Annotated in this window: 22 protein-coding genes; 5 read left to right on the forward strand and 17 right to left on the reverse strand. The window is 58.1% G+C overall.

The window, feature by feature from the left end; all coding sequences use genetic code 11:
• Positions 1 to 162 precede the first annotated feature (162 nt).
• The 15 genes from GJU83_RS02705 to GJU83_RS02775 all read right to left on the reverse strand — a co-directional run bounded on the left by GJU83_RS02705 (position 163) and on the right by GJU83_RS02775 (position 16,283).
• Positions 163 to 1,350 (reverse strand): flagellar hook-length control protein FliK, encoded by a 1,188-nt coding sequence (locus GJU83_RS02705; RefSeq protein ID WP_153633615.1) that lies wholly within the window; start codon positions 1,348 to 1,350, stop codon positions 163 to 165.
• A gap of 154 nt (positions 1,351 to 1,504) precedes the next feature.
• Entirely contained in the window at positions 1,505 to 1,852 is a 348-nt protein-coding gene (locus GJU83_RS02710; protein WP_069183187.1) for an Hpt domain-containing protein, read from the reverse strand.
• Entirely contained in the window at positions 1,845 to 3,602 is a 1,758-nt protein-coding gene (locus tag GJU83_RS02715; protein WP_153633616.1) for a PP2C family protein-serine/threonine phosphatase, read from the reverse strand. Before GJU83_RS02715 ends, GJU83_RS02710 begins: the two co-directional genes overlap by 8 nt.
• A gap of 24 nt (positions 3,603 to 3,626) precedes the next feature.
• A complete protein-coding gene (locus GJU83_RS02720) occupies positions 3,627 to 3,932 on the reverse strand; it encodes an STAS domain-containing protein (protein WP_153633617.1) in 306 nt (101 codons plus the stop codon).
• 122 nt (positions 3,933 to 4,054) lie between these two features.
• On the reverse strand, positions 4,055 to 4,498 hold the full coding sequence (fliJ, locus tag GJU83_RS02725; RefSeq protein WP_153633618.1) for a flagellar export protein FliJ: 444 nt from the start codon (positions 4,496 to 4,498) through the stop codon (positions 4,055 to 4,057).
• Positions 4,498 to 5,895, reverse strand: coding sequence for a flagellar protein export ATPase FliI (fliI, locus tag GJU83_RS02730; RefSeq protein ID WP_153633619.1), 1,398 nt, complete (start codon positions 5,893 to 5,895; stop codon positions 4,498 to 4,500). The genes fliJ and fliI overlap by 1 nt, the downstream gene beginning before the upstream one ends.
• Positions 5,876 to 6,769 carry a flagellar assembly protein FliH gene (locus tag GJU83_RS02735; protein ID WP_136631527.1) on the reverse strand — a complete coding sequence of 298 codons (894 nt, stop codon included), beginning with the start codon at positions 6,767 to 6,769 and terminating at the stop codon, positions 5,876 to 5,878. The genes fliI and GJU83_RS02735 overlap by 20 nt, the downstream gene beginning before the upstream one ends.
• Complete coding sequence (fliG, locus tag GJU83_RS02740) at positions 6,769 to 7,812, reverse strand: flagellar motor switch protein FliG (protein ID WP_153633620.1); 1,044 nt, start codon at positions 7,810 to 7,812, stop codon at positions 6,769 to 6,771. Before fliG ends, GJU83_RS02735 begins: the two co-directional genes overlap by 1 nt.
• Positions 7,805 to 9,508: a flagellar basal-body MS-ring/collar protein FliF gene (gene fliF, locus GJU83_RS02745; RefSeq protein WP_136631529.1), complete on the reverse strand. Its 1,704-nt coding sequence runs from the start codon at positions 9,506 to 9,508 to the stop codon at positions 7,805 to 7,807. Before fliF ends, fliG begins: the two co-directional genes overlap by 8 nt.
• Before the next feature lie 15 nt (positions 9,509 to 9,523).
• Positions 9,524 to 9,892: a flagellar hook-basal body complex protein FliE gene (gene fliE / locus GJU83_RS02750; RefSeq protein ID WP_069183179.1), complete on the reverse strand. Its 369-nt coding sequence runs from the start codon at positions 9,890 to 9,892 to the stop codon at positions 9,524 to 9,526.
• Positions 9,893 to 10,110: 218 nt separating this feature from the next.
• Positions 10,111 to 11,574, reverse strand: coding sequence for a sigma-54-dependent transcriptional regulator (locus GJU83_RS02755; protein ID WP_153633621.1), 1,464 nt, complete (start codon positions 11,572 to 11,574; stop codon positions 10,111 to 10,113).
• A gap of 12 nt (positions 11,575 to 11,586) precedes the next feature.
• Complete coding sequence (locus GJU83_RS02760; RefSeq protein ID WP_153633622.1) at positions 11,587 to 12,825, reverse strand: sensor histidine kinase; 1,239 nt, start codon at positions 12,823 to 12,825, stop codon at positions 11,587 to 11,589.
• A 230-nt stretch (positions 12,826 to 13,055) separates the two neighbouring features.
• The gene (locus GJU83_RS02765) at positions 13,056 to 14,507 is read right to left on the reverse strand and encodes a sigma-54 dependent transcriptional regulator (protein ID WP_153633623.1); all 1,452 of its coding nucleotides are present in this window, start codon (positions 14,505 to 14,507) and stop codon (positions 13,056 to 13,058) included.
• A 70-nt stretch (positions 14,508 to 14,577) separates the two neighbouring features.
• Positions 14,578 to 14,907 carry an SOS cell division inhibitor gene (locus tag GJU83_RS02770; protein ID WP_153633624.1) on the reverse strand — a complete coding sequence of 110 codons (330 nt, stop codon included), beginning with the start codon at positions 14,905 to 14,907 and terminating at the stop codon, positions 14,578 to 14,580.
• 17 nt (positions 14,908 to 14,924) lie between these two features.
• Entirely contained in the window at positions 14,925 to 16,283 is a 1,359-nt protein-coding gene (locus GJU83_RS02775) for a DUF1329 domain-containing protein (protein WP_136631534.1), read from the reverse strand.
• Between the two features lie 224 nt (positions 16,284 to 16,507).
• Here GJU83_RS02775 and GJU83_RS02780 point away from each other — a divergent pair, with 224 nt between their 5' ends.
• Positions 16,508 to 17,020, forward strand: coding sequence for a DUF6586 family protein (locus GJU83_RS02780; protein ID WP_069183173.1), 513 nt, complete (start codon positions 16,508 to 16,510; stop codon positions 17,018 to 17,020).
• A gap of 51 nt (positions 17,021 to 17,071) precedes the next feature.
• Positions 17,072 to 17,332: a hypothetical protein gene (locus tag GJU83_RS02785; RefSeq protein WP_008177453.1), complete on the forward strand. Its 261-nt coding sequence runs from the start codon at positions 17,072 to 17,074 to the stop codon at positions 17,330 to 17,332.
• Between the two features lie 4 nt (positions 17,333 to 17,336).
• Here GJU83_RS02785 and GJU83_RS02790 read toward each other — a convergent pair whose 3' ends face one another.
• Together GJU83_RS02790 and lexA are read right to left on the reverse strand one after the other, a co-directional pair.
• On the reverse strand, positions 17,337 to 17,828 hold the full coding sequence (locus GJU83_RS02790) for a cell division inhibitor SulA (protein ID WP_153633625.1): 492 nt from the start codon (positions 17,826 to 17,828) through the stop codon (positions 17,337 to 17,339).
• Positions 17,829 to 17,870: 42 nt separating this feature from the next.
• Positions 17,871 to 18,482, reverse strand: a complete 612-nt coding sequence (gene lexA, locus GJU83_RS02795; RefSeq protein WP_174805002.1) for a transcriptional repressor LexA — start codon at positions 18,480 to 18,482, stop codon at positions 17,871 to 17,873.
• A 225-nt stretch (positions 18,483 to 18,707) separates the two neighbouring features.
• On the opposite strand from lexA, the gene GJU83_RS02800 reads away from it, so the two are divergent.
• The 3 genes from GJU83_RS02800 to GJU83_RS02810 are packed head-to-tail and all read left to right on the forward strand — an operon-like array spanning position 18,708 to position 21,172.
• On the forward strand, positions 18,708 to 19,709 hold the full coding sequence (locus GJU83_RS02800) for an amidoligase family protein (RefSeq protein ID WP_153633626.1): 1,002 nt from the start codon (positions 18,708 to 18,710) through the stop codon (positions 19,707 to 19,709).
• Positions 19,702 to 20,436, forward strand: coding sequence for a gamma-glutamyl-gamma-aminobutyrate hydrolase family protein (locus tag GJU83_RS02805; RefSeq protein WP_069183169.1), 735 nt, complete (start codon positions 19,702 to 19,704; stop codon positions 20,434 to 20,436). Before GJU83_RS02800 ends, GJU83_RS02805 begins: the two co-directional genes overlap by 8 nt.
• Positions 20,437 to 20,467: 31 nt before the next feature.
• Positions 20,468 to 21,172, forward strand: a complete 705-nt coding sequence (locus GJU83_RS02810; RefSeq protein ID WP_153633627.1) for an SIMPL domain-containing protein — start codon at positions 20,468 to 20,470, stop codon at positions 21,170 to 21,172.
• Position 21,173: the final 1 nt, after the last annotated feature.

The following is a 21,173-nucleotide window of genomic DNA, read 5'->3' on the forward strand; positions in this document are numbered from 1 at the left end:
GTCTTCGATTTGCCAGAAATCCGTCAGACGGAGCGTTTTCCGTGACTTTTCAGGATAAGATGCAAAGGACGGGCCAGAACACCCAACCTTCCCGTTCAGAACAGCAGTTTAGCGTTGCCGGGAAGGATGGGCAAAAGAGATTGGGGGGAATTTTCAGGAGTGTCAGGCGAAGATGTCCACTTCGCCTTTCCAGCTCAGATCAAGGCTACCGGTATTGGCATTGTCATCTTCATGATCGCCAGCGACGAGGGACGTCGAATCTGCCTCGGAGCCGTCACCGCCTCCGGTTCCCTGTTCGCCGGTCTGCTGCCTGGGCGAGTCAGACACATCAAAGCCTGCCAGTGACAACCCCTGCTCACCCAGCATGTCCCGGAGCCGATGGGAGTGAAGTTCCAACTGATCCCGGACCACCGGATTCGCAGAATGGACAGTAATGTTCGCCTGCTCGTTCTGCACCCTAACCTTGACCTCCATGGGCCCCATGTCCGGCGGAGTCAGGTGGATTTCAGCAACCGACATATTGCGGGCGGTCAGCCAGCTGAGCTTGCCGACCAGTTTGTCGCCCCATTCAGCGTGGCCGACCGGCACGTCGATCGACGTGGCATAACCTCGCAGGGGCGCAGCATTCTCGCCTGCCAGCTTGGCGGCGCCATTCGCGTTATTGGCCACCTGCTGGGAGACAAGATCCATGGCTGACTGGAATCGGCCAGACCCCATCAGCGAGCCCGAATCCGGATTCCGACCTGAATCGGTGAGTACCGACGCTTTCATAACATCTGTCAATGTGGCATCGCCAGTGACGGCACCGGCCGAGGTCTGCCCCTTCTGACCGGACACGGACGAGAGAACGCCATTAAACATGCCGGCAACCGCAGTTGCCTGCCCCGTCCCGCCAGCTGACACACTGGCGCCGGTTCCAGCGCCGCTCACCGAAACGACGGCCTCACCGGAACGGCCAGCCTGCGGCCCCAGTAATGACTGTAACTCGGCAAAGGTCAGTGGCAGTGCGGTGGGCCCTGCTCCGGCTTCATCGCTGGCAACGGGCACGTCACTGGATTCCCGGGAGTCGCTACCGGAGGCCGCATCAGGCTTCTCGCCAGACTTTGCGCTGGCATTGGCATCGGGTTTTGTATCCGACGCATCGTCACGGGCAGACCGGGTTTCATCAGCAGACTTTGCATCGGCGTTGCGATCCGCTCTCTGGCGGTCCAAACGCTTCTGCTCTGCCTGGGAGACAGATTCAAAATCGTTTTTTCTGTCAGCCGGATCCCGGCTGGCTCCGGATTTCGACGGGCCGGAATCCTTTTGAGTCCCGGGCGAGGGAGTTTGGGGGAGAACCATCTGGGCCATGGCAACCTCTTGCCGCTTTTATCGCATTGTCGCCCTCACCTTGCCGGACTTCGCCGGTGTTTGGGCGGTTAATCAACTCTATGCGAAAGACTTAGCAATTGTGATGCCAGAGCACATGGGCGCTTTCTGGGGGAAGACCTCCTGTTGACGAAAATTACCGGGCCATCAATCCATCAAGGCCATGAATCACCTGCGCGAATTCCTGATCGATATCATTCAATAGATCCGGCGCATCGCCCAGCCTGGATTCTTTTCCAGCCATCTCGGCCTTGAGACAAATTTCGCCAAGCCTGGGTGCACCGATATTGATGCAACTGCCCTTGAAACTGTGGGCTGTCTTCGCGAAGGCGTCGCTATCCTCTGCCTCGAGCGCTTCCCGCAGCGCCCGGATTCTGTCCCGGGAATCTGCCAGATAGGTCTGTATCAGGACTTCGAATTCATCCTCCATGACGTCCCGAAGTTCAGCCAGCGCCTCCTCGTCCAGGTGTGGTTTATCAGTCATCTCGATCCTCCGCTGTACGGGCGAACTGCCAATCATAAACAATTTCAACATGATTGCCCTGTTCATGAAACCTGATGGTTTCAGCCAGGCGTTTCAACAGCAGCAGGCCCCGCCCTGCATAACGCCCCCCTTTTGGCGGGGAGATACCGGAAGCCACACTGGGATGATTCCGGAAATCGAACCCCTGACCACTGTCCTCGCAAACAACACGAAGCCTGCCGCCATCCGGTTTCAGGGAATGATGCAGCGTAAACCGGATGTAGTGACCCTCTACGTTGGCCAACCTCCGGTTGCGCTCGGCATAGTAACGGCCAAACCCCTCGGGCGAATGCTTCCAGTCTGAGGGCAGCTCCAGAACGCCGTGTTCCAGTGCATTGTTGTAGAGTTCCGCCAACAAGGTGTAGATTTCGCCGCTTTTCCGTCGAAGACCCGGCACTTCCATGCAGATATGAAGCAACAAAGGCAAGGGGCTGAATTCTCCGAGGGTCCTTTCCCGGATTTCATAGGTGCAGCGCCACTCCGCCGGCCCTGCAAGCGCAGACGGTGAGGCACGATCTGGCAGCGGCGCCAGCCCTGCCTCGTCCATCATTTCCAGACAGCACAGCGTCAGGTCGTCGCCATCCTCAAAGTTGCCGGTAAACCGGTGAACCGCGGCCATCATGGCGTCAAAAGGGTGGTCATCCGCTTCCAACTGATCAAGGGTTCCAGTCACACCCTGCTCGCCAAAAACGTTGCCCTCGCTGTCGGCGGACTCCAGAAAGCCGTCGGTCATCATCAACACCCGGTCACCCGGTGCAGCTCCGACCCTCTCGAAATCGGCATTGAACTGATCCGGCGACAGGATACCGAGGGGCAAATGCCGTGATGGTAATGCCAGATGCTCGCCTGAGGGCCGGATCAGCCAGCCATCCGGAAGCCCACCGTTCCAGATCTGAATCTGATTAAGCTTGAAGTCCGCCTCTATCATGGCGCCACAACAGAACATCCCGGTGGGCAGAATTCGTTTGAGCTTCTGGTTAATCTCGCGCAGTACGTCCTCACCATTAAAGCCCTTGTTGCTCATGCCGTAGAAGATCTCGGCAACCGGCATGGCCCCAATCGCCGCCGGCAGACCGTGGCCGGTGAAATCCCCCATAAAAATCAACATTCCGCCCGCGGGCCGGGGCGAAGCAAACAGCACATCGCCGTTGAAAATGGACTGAGGGGAGGCGTGATAGCGAATGCTGGCGGCGTCGAGGCAACCCGAATGGGCCACATTATCGAACACCCGCTTGGCGATCTCCTGTTCTTCCGTGAGCTGGCGATTGCGCTCACGGATCAGATCGCGCTGGTCTGACAGGGTCTGGTGCATCAGCCGCATTCGATTGAACGCCTTGATCTTGGCTTCGATGATAATCCTGTTGTAGGGCTTGCCCAGAAAGTCATCACCACCGGCCTCCAGGCACCGGGCCAGGGCGCCCGCTTCAGACAGGGAAGTCAGAAAGATCAGGGGGACCAGCCGCTCACCAGCCAGAACCTTGATCTGACGGGCAGCTTCCATGCCATCCATGATCGGCATAAGGGCATCAAGCAGAACCAGATCCGGTGCCTCGCGCTGAAATACCGAGACGGCATCCAGCCCATTGGCGACGTCCAGAACCTCGTGCCCGAGGCGCTTCAGGAGTGTTTTCAGGATGAGGCGGTCGCTGTCCGAATCGTCAGCGATGAGTATTCTCAGAGGACTGCTATGTTCTGCAGCGGAATCATCCATGACTACTCCGGCAGTCCGCGAGCATCAGCGGATGTTGAACAATTGCTCGAAATTGGAGATGGAGAGAATCCGCCGCACATCGTTATTACAGTTTTCAATGACGATGCGGGCACTGTCGCCCCCGGCGTAATCCCTGAGCAGCAACAACATACCAAGGGCCGAGCTGTCCAGATAGGTGGTGTCCGACAGGTCCACAATGTAGTTGCGGACAGTCGGGTCACCGTGCTCATAGGCATCCCGGAACGCCTGGTGGGTGCTGAAATCAAACCGACCCTTGATCCTGATAACAAGGGTCTGACCGTCATCATCACGGCGGGTCTGAATCGGCATTCCTCAACCTCCCAAGATATCAAGAGCAGCGTTTAACCGGCGGTTTTCACCGGTCCTTCCTCGGGTAAGGATAGCTGAGTGGACTGACTTTGCATCCGTTTTTGCTTGATGTGGAGCAAGATTCAGCGTTGACGGCGAGTAAAGGCCCGCCCGGCCGCCTCATCCGAGAGCTTTTGTTCGCGAAGATCCTGCTCTTTTTGCTCCTGTTGCCGACAGGTTTCTATGTACTTTTCCATGCCGCGACGCCGCTCCCAAGCCTGCTGCCACTCATGTTTGCGTGCCTCAAAGACCTGTTCGGCCTGCTCCAGTTGCTTCTGCTGCTGCCGTATCACCTGGTCCAGCTGCGCAATAAAGGCCTGCCAGGCCTGTAGACGGGACACCTGCACCACGCCCTGCTGGCTATTGCGGATCTGGTCCCGGTACTCCTGCTGGTAACGGTTCAGGTTCTGCACCTGTTCGCGCTGCTGTTCGGCCAGCTTTCGGGCCTCCCCCATTCGCTCCAGTGCTTCCTGCTCCTTGCGTTCTTCCAGGGAAAGAACCACCTCCAGTCGCCGGGATCGCAGCATCAGGCATCACCGCCGGTCGCGCCGGCAGCCGGATTGGGAACTGCCGACTTGCGCCGCTCGGGGGAACGACGTTCCGGCACAACAGCCAGCAACTGTTCAATGCTCTCTTTCAGCGGGGCGCTCTCGTTAAGCCCCTGCTGCAAAAACTGGCGCATATTGCCGATGTGGGTGATGGCAAAATCGGTCTCCGGGTCGGAGCCCTTCACGTAGGCGCCCACGGAAATCAGGTCCCGGGCCTGCTGATACCGGGAGTACACCTGTTTGAAACGCTGGGCTCTGGAAAAATGCTCGGTCTCGGTAACCTGGGGCATCACCCGACTGATGGACGCTTCCACATCAATGGCCGGGTAATGGCCCTCTTCGGCGAGCCGACGGGACAATACAATGTGGCCGTCCAGAATCGCACGGGCGGCATCGGCGATCGGATCCTGCTGGTCGTCACCCTCGGTAAGCACGGTGTAGAAGGCGGTAATCGAGCCGCCCCCGGGGCGACCGTTGCCGGTTCGTTCCACCAACTGGGGCAGCTTGGCAAACACCGAGGGTGGGTAGCCTTTGGTCGCCGGAGGCTCGCCCACAGCAAGCGCGATCTCCCGCTGGGCCTGGGCGTAACGGGTCAGGGAATCCATGAGCAGGAGCACTCGCTTGCCCTGGTCCCGGTAATATTCGGCAATCCGGGTGGTCAGCATGGCGGCGCGCAGCCGCATCAGGGGGGAGTCATCGGCGGGCGCGGCCACCACCACCGAGCGTGAAAGCCCCTCCTCGCCCAGGATATCCTCGATAAATTCCTTTACCTCGCGGCCCCGTTCACCAATCAGGCCCACGACCGTAATGTCGGCATCGGTAAAGCGGGTCATCATGCCGAGGAGCATACTCTTGCCCACGCCGCTGCCGGCGAACAGACCCAGGCGCTGACCCTGGCCGACGGTCATCAACGTGTTAATTGCCCGAATACCTACATCCATCGATTGGCGCACCGGCGCACGATTCAGGGGGTTGATGATATCGCCTGTGAGCGCTACGCGGGCTTCGGCCTGCAAGGGCCCTTTTCCGTCCAGAGGCTCACCGCTGCCATCCACAACCCGACCGAGCAACTGGGGCCCGACCGGAACTCGGCTGGCGGCGGAGAGCGGCACGACCCTGGCACCGGGCTTGAGCCCTTCAATGGCAGTGAGCGGCATCAGGTAAACCCGGTCATCCTCGAAACCCACCACCTCTGCTTCAACATTGCCGGTGTTCTGGCCGAAGATCACGCAGCGGTCACCGACAACCATGGGGCAGCCGACACATTCCAGTGTCAGACCGACCATTCGGGTCAATCGGCCCGAGAGTTCCGGCTCCGGTTCGTTGCCCAGAAAGCCCTGAAAGCGGTTCAGACGGTCAGCGAGGTTCGAGGTCATCACCGTCACCTTCATCTTGCGCCGGCTTCGAATCACCCGAGGAATCCCCGGCATCCTGAGAATCCAGGACGTCCCGGTGGAAACCGGTCAGGTCTTCCATCATCGAATCCAGCTCTTCGGTTTCTCCGCCCTCGCTGTCGTTCATCTGCTGGTCCAGCATGCTCTGAACCGACCGCTGGAAGCGTTTTTCGACGGTGAAGTCCACAAGGCTGTGACGGGTCTCTACCTTGCAACCACCAGGTAGAATGCTGGCGTCTTCAATGACTGAAGCAGAGGCATCCAGACGCGCGGTCACCTCGCGGACCATCTCACAGTCTTCGGGATTTATATGGATCCGGATATTGTCGGCAGTGGAGGGCAAGGCTTCCATGGCACGGCGAACGACATGCCGGATCTGGGAGGAGTCGATGGTCAGTTCGCGGTAGACCACGGCCCTCGCCAGAACCGTAGTCAGGTTCACCAGAGAGGTTTCCAGCTCGTCTTCGTGCCGCTTGATTGGCTGCAGCAGCTCACCCAGCAAATGCTCAAGCCGGTCGAGCTTGGCGTCGATCTCCTTGCGGGTGTCATCGTACCCCTGGGTCTGGCCCTGTTCCCTGCCCTCTGCCAGGCCGGTTTCCAGTCCTTCCCGGTGCCCTTCTTCCTTCCCGGCCCTCAGACCGTCCTCGTAACCCTGATCCCGCCCCTCTTTAAAACCGTCTTCACGGGCGGCCTGACGAATCTCATCGATGTCCGCTGCCGTCAGGGGTTTGACCTCGCGCTCCTCCTCCCGGGGCACTTCATTGCCACGGGCATCGAGCAAGGGCAACTCCCAGCGCTCATAGGCGGTCAGCTGCTCCTTGGGAATACGATTGACGTCTCGGCTGGAATCTTTCATTACATCATTTCTTCGCCGGCCCCGCCGAGGGAGATTTCACCGGCCTCGGCCATACGGCGGGCAATGGTAATAATGTCCTTCTGGGCCGACTCGACTTCGCTGACCTTGACCGGCCCCTTGGCCTCAAGATCATCCTGCAGCAACTCCGCAGCACGTTTGGACATGTTCTTGAAGATCTTCTCCTGGACCTCCTCGTCAGCACCCTTGAGGGCCACCACCAGCACTTCCGAGGATACTTCCCGCAACAACGCCTGAATACCGCGATCGTCCACTTCCTTGAGGTTGTCGAACACGAACATCAGATCCTCAATGGTGCTGGCAAGATCCGGATCCATATCCTTGATGGAATCCATCAGATTGCCTTCAATGCTGCGATCCATGAAGTTCATAATGTCGGCTGCGCGTTTGACACCACCGATACGGCTGGTCTGGGAGGCGGCACCGCCAGAGAACTGCTTCTCCAGAATATCGTTGAGCTCCTGTAACGCCTGGGGCTGGATACTCTCAAGAGACGCCACCCGCATCATGACGTCAAGGCGCACTTTTTCGTCGAGGGTACCAAGAATTTCGGCTGCCTGATCCGGATCCAGGTAGGAAATGACAATGGCCTGAATCTGCGGGTGCTCGTAGCGGATGATGTCGCCCACTGCACGGGGCTCCATCCATTTGAGGGTATCAAGGCCCGTGGTGTTGCCACCAATGAGGATGCGATCGATCAGGCTCGATGCCTTGTCATCTCCCAGCGCCTGGGTCAGCATCGTGCGGATGTACTCATCATTACCAACACCCAGACCGGTCTGGCCGCCCACGGCGTCAACGAACTGATTCATCACATAGGTAACTTCGTCCTTGCTGACGTCCTTCATCTGGGCCATGGCCACGCCCACACGCTGAACTTCCTTTGGCCCCATATGCTTGAGGATCTCAGCGGCGTCCGCTTCGCCCAGTGACATCAGCAGAATCGCAGCCTGTTCCACACGCGGAATCTTCCGCTGTGGCTTCTTCGCCTCACCGCCACCCTGTTGATTGGTTTGCTCAGTCATCGACATTCACCCACTGGCGCATTACCTGTGCGACCCTCGCAGGATCCTCGGCAATCAGACCTTTCAATGCGTTCAGCTGCCTATCATAGCCGTCTGTGGCACCCGGCAAAAGCAGATCATCCTGAGCAGACATGGCCTTGCGTAACTCATCTCCGCCCTCGATATCGTCAAGACCACCGTAACCGCCACCGCTGCCAGAATCCAGACCGCGCTCGCGCTGGCCACCACCCGACAGGCTCTTGAGCGTGGGACGCAACAAGCCAAGCACCAGCACCAGAATGACCAGACCTGCCAGCACCTGCTTCATCAGGTCCCAGAACCAGGGCTGCTCCCAGAAGGCCGGGGCCTCAAATTCGACCGCTTCTTCCGGTGCAAACGCGGTATTCATTACCGTAACGCTGTCTCCCCGGGCGGCGGAGTACCCCACCGCATCCCGCACCAGCATGCTCAGACGCTGCAGTTCCTGCTCCGGCCAGGGTTCGTAGCTGACTTCGCCGGTCTGGGGATCAACCACTTTCATATCATCCACCGCCAGAGCAACAGTGACGCGCTTCACTCGTCCCAGTTCCTGGCGTCTGTAGCTGACAGTACGATCCATCTCGTAGTTCCGCGTTGACTCACGACGCACGTTCACCGGCTGGGGCGCAGCCTCTTCGCCATCAGCACCGGCGGCCTGTTCCGGAACAGTGGCATCGGCCGGGGGCTGATTCGCCAGCGCTCCGGGGATGCCGCCCTGGGCGCCAGCTGCACGCTGTTCGGTGAGTTCCCGCTCGCTGCGCACCGCCTGCTGTTCGGGGTTGAACAGCTCTTCCGCCTGCTCCACCGAGGAAAAGTCCAGATCTGCCGAAACTTCCGCGCGATAACGGCCATCACCCACAATCGGTGCAATCAATGACGCCACCCGGCGGGTCAGACGCTCCTCGACCTTCGCGGTGTATTCATATTGATCCGCCATCTGGTCGGCGGTGCTCTGACTCTCCTTGCCGGTCAGCAGATTGCCGTTCTGGTCGACGACGGTGACATGTTCCTTGCTCATCATGGGTACGCTGCCGGCAACAAGATTCACAATGGCGTTGATCTGCTCCTGCTCCGGCCGGCGGCCGGCAAACACTTCGAGGAATACCGAAGCCGACGGATCGCGTGCATCACGGACAAAGACCGAGCGCTCCGGAATTGCCAGGTGCACCCGGGCATTCCGCACGCCGCGCATACTGGCGACTGTTCGGGCAAGCTCCCCCTCAAGCCCGCGGCGGTATGAAATGGTTTCCATGAACTGGGAGGTGCCAAGACCGCGTTCCTGATCCAGCAACTCGTAGCCCATGGTTTGACGATCGGTAACACCCTCCGCCGCCAGTTTCAGACGAGCGTCGTAAACCTGCTCGGACGGCACCAGCAATGCGCCGGTACGCGGATCCATCTTGTAGTCGATGCCGCTGTTGTCGAGGATGCTGGTCACGTCCTGAGGGTTGTAGGAGGAAAGGTCGCCAACTACCGGCTGATAGTTCGGTTCCTGGGCCCAGAGCACGACCGCCAATCCCAGCGCTACGCTGGCGGCAAGCCCCACCATCAAACCGATCTGACGCAGCAGATTGAGCCGGTTGAAACCCATGAACAGGTCGCTACGGCTCTCTGGTGCGTCGCCCTCGCGAGCTGCCGGCATGTTGGAGGGGTTGGATTCTGCAGGTACGCTGGCCATGACTCTGCTCCGTTATCAGATCGGCATGTTCATAATGTCTTCGTAGGCCCGAACCACCCGGTTACGTACCTGGGTCAGCGCTTCGAAGGAGACAGAGGATTTCTGGGCGGCGATCATCACGCGGGTGATGTCGACATTCGGATCGCCCATGTCGTACGCGGTTCTTAGATCCCCCGCGGTTTTCTGGAGGTCGTTCACGGTGTTCACGGCATTGCTCAGCATGTCATTAAAACTGGGCGTTTCCTGGGTTTCCTGAACCTGGCGGGGACCGTCTATCCGGCCACGAACAGATTGATCCTGTTCGATTCGCTGGTTCTGCATCATCTGGGAACGCAGGGACCGGATATCGGACAAAACACTGTTGATGTCGGCACGCTGAACCATAACTCTCTCCTGGCTCCGCCCTCCCCGGGACGGACTTGCTCTTGGGGTGCTGTTATCCCCAATTAAGCAATTGGCAGGCCAAGTAACTTTCTATATTTATTATCAGACACTTACGAAGAACATCCGTCGTACAGGAGAAATCACTGACGGACTTTTGACGACAGATAAAAAAATGGCACCCTGACGGGTGCCAATGAAGGAGTTCGTTTTGCAGGGGGTCAGACCAAGGCCATTTCGGCGTCCAGATCGATACCGGCGTCGCGCATCTGGGCCAATTTGTACCTCAGCGTCCTGGGACTGATGCCCAGCTGCTCGGCGGCCCGGTTGCGACGTCCACGCTCTTTCCGAAGTGTCTGGATAATAATACGGAATTCCTGCTGCCTCAGATCATCTCCGAGCGAAACCGCGCCTTCCGGCTCTCCAGCCTGCCCATGAGGCGGCTGATTGATGGCAGAAACGGCGGGCTCTGACATCTCCGCGTCAACCGCCGGGTTGGCAACAGGTTCAGGATACGAAACCGGCTCCAGGCTGCGAAGGTCCGGTCGCCCGGTAATGCCCAGCTCCAGACACAGGTCCCCGGCGTGAATAACATTGCCCTGGTGCAGCACCAGGGCTCGCTGGATTGCGTTGTCCAGCTCCCGGACATTCCCAGGCCACTGATGATTCATAAGCGCGCTCTTTGCGTCCTGGGCGAAGGCAATTCCTGTCAGCTTCATTTTTCGGCAGTGCTTTTTAAGCAGTGACGTGGCGAGCGGCATGATGTCCAGCGGACGCTCCCTGAGCGGCTGCCAGTGCATCGGGAAAACCGTCAGGCGGTAATAGAGATCCTCCCGGAACTTGCCTTCGCGCACGTAATCTGCGAGATCGCGGTTGGTGGTCGCCACCACCCGGACATCGAGACTGATGGTCTTGCGACCTCCAACCCGCTCCACTTCGCGCTCCTGCAGAACCCGCAACAGCTTGGACTGAAGCCCAAGATCCATCTCAGAAATTTCGTCCAGAAGGATAGTGCCACCGTTGGCCTGCTCGAATTTACCGGGCGACGAGGCAACAGCCCCGGTAAAGGCACCTTTCTCGTGACCAAACAGAATGGCTTCCAGCATGTTCTCGGGGATGGCGGCACAGTTTATGGCCACGAAGGGCTGATCCGCCCGTGGGGACTGCTGATGGATATACCGGGCGAGCACTTCCTTGCCAGTTCCACTTTCCCCGGAGATCATGACGGTCGAGTCGCTGCCGGCCACTTTGGTCGCCAGCTGGAACATGCGCTTGCTGATCGGATCCTCGGCCACCGGCTCATCGCTGGCTTTTTCGCGGCCGCCACCCACAATTTTACTGACAGCGTCGACCAGGAACCGTGGCTCGAAGGGCTTCACAAGGTAATCGATAGCGCCGGCTTGCATGGCCGAGACCGCATCGCTGATCTGGCCATAGGCCGTGATCAGCATCATTGGCAAGCCCGGATACAGCCGCTGGACCTCGGACAGCAACTCATGCCCAGACAGGCCCGGCATATTGACATCGCTGACCACCATATCAACCGGGGACTCTGCCAGTCGCTGAAGTGCCTCGTTGGCATTTGACGCTTCCCGCACCCGGAATTTTGCCAGTTCAAGGGTGGTTACCAGCGCTTCCCGCAGGTCATGGTCGTCCTCAACAATCAGAATCTGGGCCTTTGCCATGGTTGCCTCCGATCAGTTTCTGTTACGTAATTGCGGCAGGCGCAAGGTAGCGATGGCGCCACCCTGCTCTGGCGATTCAATGGAAAACCGCCCCTGATGCGCCTTGATGACGGCTTGCACCACCGCAAGGCCGAGCCCCGTACCATGGGACTTGGTTGTGTAAAAGGCTTCGGTTAACCGGGCCGCGTCCGAGTGCTCGAACCCCGGCCCGTTGTCCACAACGCGAATAACCAGCTCGCTGTTCTCCTCGGTTACCCGAACTGCAACCTGGGTCGCTCCGGCCTCAAGACTGTTATTCACAAGATTGGTGCAGGCGCCGACAAGGGCGTCCCGGTTACACATGAGACGGCAGTCGCCGGAAATTTCGTTCTCGAGAGTCACCTCTGCGCCGGGAGCCGGCTTGAGCCCCTCCATTGCGGACGCCAGAGCCGAGACCAGCTTGCCGGCAGACAGCTCCTCTGCCAGCCGGGTTTCGCCCCGGGCGAATATGAGCATATCCCGCACCTGCTGCTCCAGGTGAGTCAGTCGAGACATCAGACGCGAAGCGCAGCGTTGACGCATTTCTTCATCGAGGTCGTCCTGGCTCAGGTGGCCACCATAGAGAATTGCCGCAGACAGAGGCGTACGGATCTGGTGTGCAAGGGATGCCACCATCTTGCCCATGGCAGACAGCCGCTGGGCGTGTGCCAGCTGCGCCTGGAGATGTCGGGTTTCAGTGAGGTCGGTCAGAAGGATCAGCTGGCCGGGCTGGTTTTCCATGGTCCGGATCTCAATGCTGACCCTGCGACCATCTTTCAGGGAGACTTCGTGGCCATCGTCCCGCCGGGGGGCAAAACAGCGATGGATGACATCCACCCACCGGGTGCCGTCCAGGGGTTCCCCGAGAAGCGCAATGGCGGCGGGATTGGTCTGCGTCACCACGCCCTGGCTGTCCAGCACCACCACGCCCGCAGGCAGTGCGTTCAACAAGGTCGACAGACGGTCTGCCAATCGCTCTTTCTCCTCCAACTCCTGCTGACGCTGGAGCGATTCCTGGTTCAACTCGCCGGAAAGCTGGTTCACCCGGGACTCAAGGGTTCGGTAGGAGTCGGTAATCTGTCGCGACATACGGTTGAACAGCTCGAGGGCGGAATCCACCGCCGCGTCGTCCTGCTCCGGGAACAGGGCCGTAACCTTGTCGTTTACATCCGCCGCCGCGTTGGCTTTCGCGCTGCCTGCGCCGGACTGAAGAACAAACTGTGCCTGACTCATAACCTGACTCCCCGATCGGTCCGTCGGATCGGACCTCCTGATTCGGATACTTCGTTTACAGGTCACTAAGCCAGCACCGTGCCAACTTAATTTTTCCTTTATATATCAGCAGGAAAGAGAATCCAGAAAGAGGCGAATGACAATTTTACGTCGGTCAAAAACAGAAACGGCGCCTCAGGTTACGAACCTTTGACGCCGTCTCAAAAACTCGAAAATGCGAACTATCCAGTTCACGAATCCTCGGATTCCTCTTCTCTCAGCCCGTACTTACGCACCTTCTCTACCAGTGTGGTTCGACGAATACGCAGCTTTTCTGCAGCCCTGGCCACGACACCGCCAGCCTCGTCGAGCGCCTGCTGGATCAACTGCTTCTCGAGGTTCGAGAGGTAATCCTTCAGATCGATGCCGTTTACCGGCAGCAACGCAGGGGCATCCAGCCCGACCAGTCCCGGAATACCGGACGGCATGCCGGTGTCCTCGACCGGACGGTTCTCATCGTAGTCATCCACGTAGCGGAACTTCTTGGGCAACTCCTGTACGCCGATCACACCGTACGGGTGCATGATCGAGAGGCGTTCGACGAGATTGGCCAGTTCACGCACGTTGCCAGGCCAGTCGTGGCGGCAAAGACTCATGATTGCGGCCGAATTCATCCTCAGCGAGCCGCGCTTCTCTTTTTCCATCCGGGAAATAAGCTCATTGATCAGCAGGGGAATGTCTTCCACCCGATCACGCAAAGCAGGCATCTCGATGGGGAATACATTCAGGCGGTAATAGAGATCTTCCCTGAAATCCCCGGACTCAATCATGTCTTCCAGATGCTTGTGGGTTGCAGCAATCACACGGACATCAGCCGATTGGGTCCGGTTACTACCCACCCGTTCGAAGGTACGCTCCTGCAGAACCCGAAGAATCTTTACCTGCATATTGAGAGGCATGTCGCCGATTTCATCCAGAAACAGGGTACCGCCCTCAGCCATTTCGAAGCGCCCTACCCGGGCTGTGATAGCACCGGTAAAGGCGCCCTTCTCATGGCCAAAAAGTTCGCTTTCCAGCAGTTCGGCGGGGATGGCGCCACAATTTACAGGCACAAACGGCTTATCCCGTCGGGAAGAGTGATAGTGCAGGTTTCGGGCAACCACTTCCTTGCCAGTACCGGATTCGCCGGTGATCAGAACGCTGACGTCCTTATCGGCCACCTGTTCCATTAACTGACGGACCTGCTGGACCTTGCGGCTGGTTCCCACGAGGCTACGGAAGAGTTGAAGACCGCGCTGTTGGCCTCGCTCCCGGGATCGACTGAACTGATCGCGGAAGACCTGGGCGCGGTAGAGCGAATCAACAAACTTGGTGTAATTCAGCGGCCACTCCATGCGGGCAATAATGCGAGCGCCGGCATCTTCGGAAAGCCCTGAGAGTTCGGGGTGTCCGACCAGCAGTAAAGGAACGCCCTTAACCGCATTGCAGACTGTGGTGATGGTCTCGGTGACTCCGGCAGCTTCGCCATTTACCACCGCGACCGCGATGTCCGAAAGGCTTTCCTCGTCGCCACTACTCAAAAGTGCCCTGGCTTCATCGCCTGCAAGGATCTGTTCCTCGCCGATGAACTCAAGAATGGTGACCATGTCCCGCAGTCTTGAATCATCCTCGCTCAGCACCAGCACTTTGTTATTTTTAGACATTCAACCGAATCTCTTGGGGGATTTGTGCGGTATTTAAGACTGTAAGGGCGGCAGAGTCAATTTTATGACGCTATTTCGGTCGATTTGAAGAAACGTTCTGATAGGCCTTCGCTGCGCTGCGATTACGGTTAACACCTTTGAGGCCGTCCTCCGCTTCCTTGCGGGCAATACGCGCGGATTCGTCCGCGGCGTCAATAAACTGCTGCAATTCCTGCAAGCGGAGCCGCACCGGCTCCGCCTCGATCTCACCCGCTTCCAGGGCAGCCATCAGCGGCTCGACTGCCGGCTTCACCTTCTCGTTGAGACTGGCCATCGCTTCCCAGTCTTTATCTGCCAAAGCGCGACCAAGCCTGGCCATCAACTGGTCGAGATGATCAAGGTGCGCTTGCGGGTCTGCCATATCGGCCTCCTTGGTGATCAACGGCGAGCGGCTCTACGGGCAGCGGAAGCAGTAAATTCATTACCCCGGAACCCCGGGCTGAAATCGTACGCCGGGAAGCCATCATCCAGCCCATCAATGTAGTAACGCTCCGCCTTCAGGTCGTAGGTCATCTCCATGGTAGTCCAGAATACGGGCTCACTGTAATAGCTGATATTATGGGCCTCCGACACACGCCACAGGTTCCCTTCCGCATCGTACTCCTCGGATGCCAGAATCTGCCAGCTGTCTTCGTCCACGTAGAACACGCGGCGATCGTAGATGTGACTGATCCCGGTCCTGCGTTTCGCCTCAACCACCCAGACCCGGTGCAGCTCATAGCGGGTCAGTGCCTGATTAATGTGGCCCGGACGAATCACATCATCGGCCTCCACCTGCGGCCCGTGTAGCTTGTAGGCATTGTAGGGTACGAACAGCTCCCGCTTGCCTTTCAATTCCCAGTCGTACTGATTGGGTGCGCCGTTGTACATATCTTTCTGGTCAACCGAACGCAGTGACGATGAGTTCGGCAAGTCCGTCTCATAGGCCAGGTTTGGGGACCTGCGAAGCCGGCGCGAGCCGGAATCATACCGCCAGGCCAGCCTCGGCGAGCGCACCTGATCCAGGGTTTCGTGGACCAGTGTGATGGTGCCGGCCAGCGAAGAGGGTGCAATGGTGTCAGTCTTCAGGTAGAAAATCTTGTTATCGATTTCCGCCAGTTCCGCCCCTTTCTGACTATAGGCAAAGAAATAGTCGTAATCGTTTACCACCGGATTGTACGAACCGTCCCTTTGGGGCGTTGCGGACGCACTACGCAGGGAAATCTCTTCGCCGCGGTAGCGAAGAATGTGGTTCCAGATTACCTCCAGACCGTCTTTGGGGATCGGGAATGGGCTGGTCATAATGGTGTCACGAACACCGTTACCGTTGTCCAGCAACTGAGCTGTCAGCGCATTTTCACGAAACTTGTCGTAAACGTGCTCGGGAAACGCTGCCGTTCGGCGAGTCTGATAGACCGGCATGAAAAAGTCCGGCCCGTACTTTTCCAGCATGGCGATATGGCCATCGGAAAGCTTGTCGCGGTAGAGATGGACATTATCGGCGGTTATGACGAAGAGGGCCTCGTCTTCGGGAAAGGGATCAATTTCAACCTGCCCCTCGCGCCAGCCGTCCGGGGGCGTTGCAAGACCACCGGTCCACTCGGGTATGCTGCCTGACCTGTTGCCGGCCCGTTCGGCTCCAACCGGAGTGAGATCATCACCCAGCCGCTGCGCTTCGGCGGTCGTGACTTTGGACAGAGCCTGTCCGGAAAAACCGAGAAAAACCAGGGCGACACCTGCAACGATGTGGCTTCGCATCCCTTACACCTCCAGAAGTTCATGCTGTTGGGCAGCCGCAACGATCAGAACTCGCACAGCCGGGCGCCTTTTTGCCAAATTCAAACGGTCGTTTCAAGTGAATGTTTGTATTTTATTGTGAAACCTCCCCTGGCAGACAGTTGAAGAAATTTGCCGCCAAAAATGGTATGCTGTCGCATTAATTTTCCGGGGTTGCACCCGCGCTGGGGGATTGAAGGTATTCCATGGCCTCGCAATGGCACTCGCAGGTTTCGCAAAAACTCTTTCTCGCCCGCACTCTGCTGGGGCAACTGGATCGACCAACAGTCGAGGGCGTAGGCCATCCCCCCAATGAAGCTGAACAGGCTTTGCGCCGGGAAGCCGCGATCCAGGGGGCGATCGAGTTACTTCTCAGATCCCGGAAATTATTGCTGGTGATGATTGCCAGGTTGTACCAGAAAAAATCAGAAGAGCCTGCCACTCTGGATGAACTGGCCTCGCTGATCGGACCGGAACCGAATGAAATAAGTCGGCTCAGAGACCTGGAACAGCGCTCAGGCAGCTGGTGGAACCATCTGGAACAACTGGAACGCTCTCAGAGCCGACCGCCAGCAACCAAAAAAACCGTGAGCGCGGAGAACATTATTGCGGTAGCCGCCGACACCGGCCCGGATCGCTCCGCGGCGGCCTTGCTGAAAACACTGAATGCCGTCAAACACTTTGCCGACGATCTGGAAGACCAGCACAGCGAGTGGTGAACCACTCCAATTGCCGGTTACACTGATCTGATTAACTTGAAGGTTTACTGAATGTCACCATCGTTTTTTGAAATTGTGCAACTGACCAACGGCGATTACGCCCTGCGCCGCATTGACGATGACAGTGCGCCACTGGTGAAGATCTCATTCTCGGAGGAAGCCCGGGAAATGATGGAAGACCGTGATATGTCTGTTGCTAAAGCAATGATCGCCGCAGGTATCGAGGCGGTCGGAAATGTTGCCCACGATATCGACTGGGAAGACGACGAACTGGACGCTTCAGACGCCCAGCCCTCCTACACTCTCCACTGAGTCATTAACGCTGCCTGAGAACGACCCCATGGCTGTTGCCTTCGGCAGAGGCTTTTTGCAGGGACTCAAAGGCAGCGCGGCCCAGTTTACGGGTCCACATGACCACAGCATGGCAGGTGCCTGCACTGAGGGCTCGCTCGGCCAGTTCCTGCGCGGAATAATCCGACGTTGAACGAAGCACTAGCAACTCACCAGCCACGATCCCATGCATTTTCTGCCACTTGCTGACCAATGCCTGAGGCGGATCAATCCAGGCCAGCCAGCGCTTTTCCTGGTTCAGCTGCGTCAGCATGGGCAACAGCAACTGAAAGTTTTCCACCTGGCCTTCCGGCAAGATGATTTCCGTCACATTTCCAGAGACCTTGGTCTCGGTGGATTCCGGAGAACGTCGGGCACGAATGACAGAGCGTCGCTCGCGGGCGGCGGTTGCCGGCACTGAACAGGACAGAGCATTGGGATTGTAAGCCAGATTCTGATTAAAGCTCATTTGTTCCATAATTCACCCGTTTTCCAATCTATCAGAGGTTATCCGTACTGATCAGTGCAGATCAGAGCGTCGGATAACACCCACACCCAGGCCTTCGATGAACAATTCCTGCTCGGTAAGGTCTACTTCAATGGGTGCGAATTCTTCGTTCTCGGCAATCAGGTAGACTTTCGAGCCTTCCTTGCGGAAACGCTTTACCGTAACCTCATCGCCGACCCGGGCAACGACCACCTGGCCGTTGTGAACATCCTGGGTGCTGTGCACTGCCAGCAAATCGCCATCAAGAATGCCGATATCTTTCATACTCATGCCCCGGACCCGCAGTAGATAATCTGCCGAGGGCGAGAAGAACTCAGGCTGGAGCGTGCAGTGATCCTCAACGTGCTCCTGGGCCAGGATCGGACTACCAGCGGCAACCTGCCCGATCACCGGCAGCCCAAGATCCTCCTCTGCCTCTGGCAGCCGGATACCGCGGCTGGCCCCTGGCACCATCTCAATGGCCCCCTTCCGAGCCAGCGCACGAAGATGCTCCTCTGCAGCATTGGCCGAACGAAAACCCAGTTCAGCTGCGATTTCAGCACGAGTTGGCGGATAGCCGGTCTCATCGACGTAGCGGCGTATGATATCCAGTACCTGTGACTGCCTTGCTGTGAGTTTCATCAAGCTACTCCGTTGTATCGGGGTCGGTGCCAGTATCCGCAGTCCGGGAATGCCTGCTCCGGATAGCCTGCTTCAGGCGCCCTGTTTTTTTATACAGTAAACTGACTATATACAGTGTTTTATCCAGTGTAAAGTCAGGCCCGTGATTTTCTTGCATTGGGTTAACCATGATGATCAGCAGCGGTGTGATATGGTTAGTGTTCAAGCCCTCACAAGTCAGGAAGTAGCATGACGCAAGCCAGTAGTTGCAGGATGCCTGATATCCGAGAGACAAACGAAGGCCGGGAACGCCGCGTGGGTGTCGAGATCGAATTGTCTGGTCTGGGCTACGATGAACTGGTCACCCTGGCCGCAAGGCTTCTTGAAGGGACGGCGGTGCTCCAGTCACGCTACGTGACCAAGCTGGAGACCGCACTCGGCGAATTCACGGTGGAACTGGATTCCGACCCGATCAAGGACCTTGATCTGGCCGATGAACGCCTGCCTCAGTCGATCCGGGAACTGGGCGGCCAGGCGATGGATGTGATTGATGCTGCCGCAGAACGGGTTGTGCCCCTGGAAATCATCAGCCCACCCCTGCCTTTCTCCAGCCTGGAGACTATCGAATATCTCGTTGAAGACCTCAGGAAAGCAGGCGCTCTGGGCAGCCGGGATGCCATCTATTATGCCTTCGGCCTCCAGTTGAACCCGGAACTGCCCGATCTCAGCCCGGAAACAATGGTTCGATACTTCCAGGCGTTCGCGGCGCTTTACGACTGGCTCAAAGACCGGCATCAACTGGATGTCAGCCGCAAATTCACCACCTATATCGAACCCTGGCATGGGCGCTATACCGAGCTTTTGATGGAAGACAACTACCGGCCCAACCTTGGTGAGCTGATGGAGGACTACCTGGAGTTCAACCCAACCAGGAACCGGGCGCTTGACCTGCTGCCTCTGTTTGCTCACCTGGACAGTGAGCGTCTTGAGCGCCATGTTCACGATCCGCGGATCAAGAGCCGGCCAACTCTGCACTACCGGCTGCCGGATTGCGACATCGATAATCCGGATTGGCATTTTTCTACCGTGTGGAACGATTGGGTGGTACTGGAGCAATTGGCCAACAACCCGGACGACCTGGCGGACATGCGGCGGCTGTTCCGGGAGCGACGGAAGCTCAACCTGCATAACCTGACCCACAGCTGGCAGGAAACCACCGACGACTGGTTGGCCAAGAACGGGTATGTCTGAGCCGTTTCCCGAACAGGAACTTGAGGTTCCCGGCCTGACCATTGGCATCAGTGGTCCTGCTCGCAAAAGCCTGGCCCATCGCCTGATCAGCCTTGGATTGCGTCTTCACGGCGCTCGTACCCACTACATTCGTCCCGGGTCGCGGGTGGCCGTAGCCATGCTTGATGGTCTGGTGCTCTCCGGCGGCACCCATGTCCATCCTGAGCGATATGGCCAGGAACCCCAGGTTACCGCAAACTATGATCGCAAACGGGATGCGACCGATCAGTCGCTGCTGGAGCAGGCCGAGGCCATTGGCATTCCCGTGTTGGGGATTTGCCGCGGCGCGCAATTCATTAACGTTTTTCATGGCGGATCGTTGTGCCAGAACGTGACCCCGCTGAGGGTCAACACCCGGCATCGGCCTCTGCTATTGCCCCTGCAAACGGTGCGACTGGTAACGCAAAGCCGGCTTGAACAAGCCATGCGCTCGCCTGTGATCGGCGCCAACCGCATTCACAGCCAGGCGATCAAACGCCTGGGCCAAAATCTGCGTGTAACCGCCGTGGATAATGATCTTTTTGTACAGGCCATTGAAAGCACGCAAGGTCAGTGGCTGACGGGCATCCAGTGGCATCCTGAATATCTGCTTTACCACGGTGGGCACCGGCGCATTTTTGGCCAGTTCGTGGATGCCGCCCGCCGATTCAAACTGGCGCGCCTGGAACCGGATTCCGGCGAAGCCTGATCCATCAACGGTTGCCAAAGGAGGCAATGTCATGAACGGAAGGAACCCCAAGCTCCGTTTTAACCTGAAATCCCGTTTCCTTATTGCCCTGGCTCTCACAGTGCCAACCCTGGCGATGGCGGGCGAGGTGACGCTCACCGGTGAAGGCAGTGTCCGATACGAGCCGGACAGCGCCAGGCTTCAGTTTACTGCCAGTGCCGAGCACGAATTGCCGCAGAAGGCTACTGAACGTGTAGCTGCGCTGATGGAGCAATGGCGGGAGGGGATTGGCAAATACCGTGACCAACTCAACGACTATTCAGACGCCACCGTGAACCTGTACACCCGAACCTTGCCTGCACCGGAGCGGGAAGAGGAGCCTCGTAAACAGGCCGTGGCTTCACAAACCATCAGTTTCAGCATCAACGACCTTAACCTGCTCAACCCCCTCCTCCAGCAAGCCCAGTCTCTGGGCCTGGATTACCATCTGGGCCCACACCAGTTCTTCCACTCGGATGAGACCGGGATGGAGCAGGAGGCGCTTGCCAGGGCAATCGCAGACGCGAAGGCCCGGTGCCAATTCGTGGCCAATCAGCTCGACCAGACCTGCGGCGATGTTGTCACCATCAACATCAATGGCGGGCACCGCCCGGTTCCGATGATGATGGCCGAGGCCAAATCCATGTCGGATACAGTCGCAAGCGTGGGGGAGCGGGAAATCCGCGCTTCGGTGAGCGCGACCTTCGAACTCGACTGAG

The sequence above is a fragment of the Marinobacter salsuginis genome (genome assembly GCF_009617755.1).
In the GTDB taxonomy this organism is placed as follows: domain Bacteria; phylum Pseudomonadota; class Gammaproteobacteria; order Pseudomonadales; family Oleiphilaceae; genus Marinobacter; species Marinobacter salsuginis.

Coding starts and splice junctions, on each gene's coding strand:
- GJU83_RS02790 (WP_153633625.1), bottom strand. CDS start 17,828: ATGGAACAAATGAGCTTTAATCAGAATCTGGCTTACAATCCCAATGCT.
- GJU83_RS02760 (WP_153633622.1), bottom strand. CDS start 12,825: ATGAGTCAGGCACAGTTTGTTCTTCAGTCCGGCGCAGGCAGCGCGAAA.
- GJU83_RS02705 (WP_153633615.1), bottom strand. CDS start 1,350: ATGGCCCAGATGGTTCTCCCCCAAACTCCCTCGCCCGGGACTCAAAAG.
- GJU83_RS02735 (WP_136631527.1), bottom strand. CDS start 6,769: ATGAAAGATTCCAGCCGAGACGTCAATCGTATTCCCAAGGAGCAGCTG.
- GJU83_RS02780 (WP_069183173.1), top strand. CDS start 16,508: ATGGCCTCGCAATGGCACTCGCAGGTTTCGCAAAAACTCTTTCTCGCC.
- GJU83_RS02770 (WP_153633624.1), bottom strand. CDS start 14,907: ATGGCAGACCCGCAAGCGCACCTTGATCATCTCGACCAGTTGATGGCC.
- GJU83_RS02775 (WP_136631534.1), bottom strand. CDS start 16,283: ATGCGAAGCCACATCGTTGCAGGTGTCGCCCTGGTTTTTCTCGGTTTT.
- GJU83_RS02710 (WP_069183187.1), bottom strand. CDS start 1,852: ATGACTGATAAACCACACCTGGACGAGGAGGCGCTGGCTGAACTTCGG.
- GJU83_RS02800 (WP_153633626.1), top strand. CDS start 18,708: ATGACGCAAGCCAGTAGTTGCAGGATGCCTGATATCCGAGAGACAAAC.
- fliF (WP_136631529.1), bottom strand. CDS start 9,508: ATGGCCAGCGTACCTGCAGAATCCAACCCCTCCAACATGCCGGCAGCT.
- GJU83_RS02755 (WP_153633621.1), bottom strand. CDS start 11,574: ATGGCAAAGGCCCAGATTCTGATTGTTGAGGACGACCATGACCTGCGG.
- GJU83_RS02720 (WP_153633617.1), bottom strand. CDS start 3,932: ATGCCGATTCAGACCCGCCGTGATGATGACGGTCAGACCCTTGTTATC.
- GJU83_RS02810 (WP_153633627.1), top strand. CDS start 20,468: ATGAACGGAAGGAACCCCAAGCTCCGTTTTAACCTGAAATCCCGTTTC.
- GJU83_RS02715 (WP_153633616.1), bottom strand. CDS start 3,602: ATGGATGATTCCGCTGCAGAACATAGCAGTCCTCTGAGAATACTCATC.
- fliJ (WP_153633618.1), bottom strand. CDS start 4,498: ATGCTGCGATCCCGGCGACTGGAGGTGGTTCTTTCCCTGGAAGAACGC.
- GJU83_RS02785 (WP_008177453.1), top strand. CDS start 17,072: ATGTCACCATCGTTTTTTGAAATTGTGCAACTGACCAACGGCGATTAC.
- fliG (WP_153633620.1), bottom strand. CDS start 7,812: ATGACTGAGCAAACCAATCAACAGGGTGGCGGTGAGGCGAAGAAGCCA.
- fliI (WP_153633619.1), bottom strand. CDS start 5,895: ATGACCTCGAACCTCGCTGACCGTCTGAACCGCTTTCAGGGCTTTCTG.
- GJU83_RS02805 (WP_069183169.1), top strand. CDS start 19,702: ATGTCTGAGCCGTTTCCCGAACAGGAACTTGAGGTTCCCGGCCTGACC.
- GJU83_RS02765 (WP_153633623.1), bottom strand. CDS start 14,507: ATGTCTAAAAATAACAAAGTGCTGGTGCTGAGCGAGGATGATTCAAGA.
- fliE (WP_069183179.1), bottom strand. CDS start 9,892: ATGGTTCAGCGTGCCGACATCAACAGTGTTTTGTCCGATATCCGGTCC.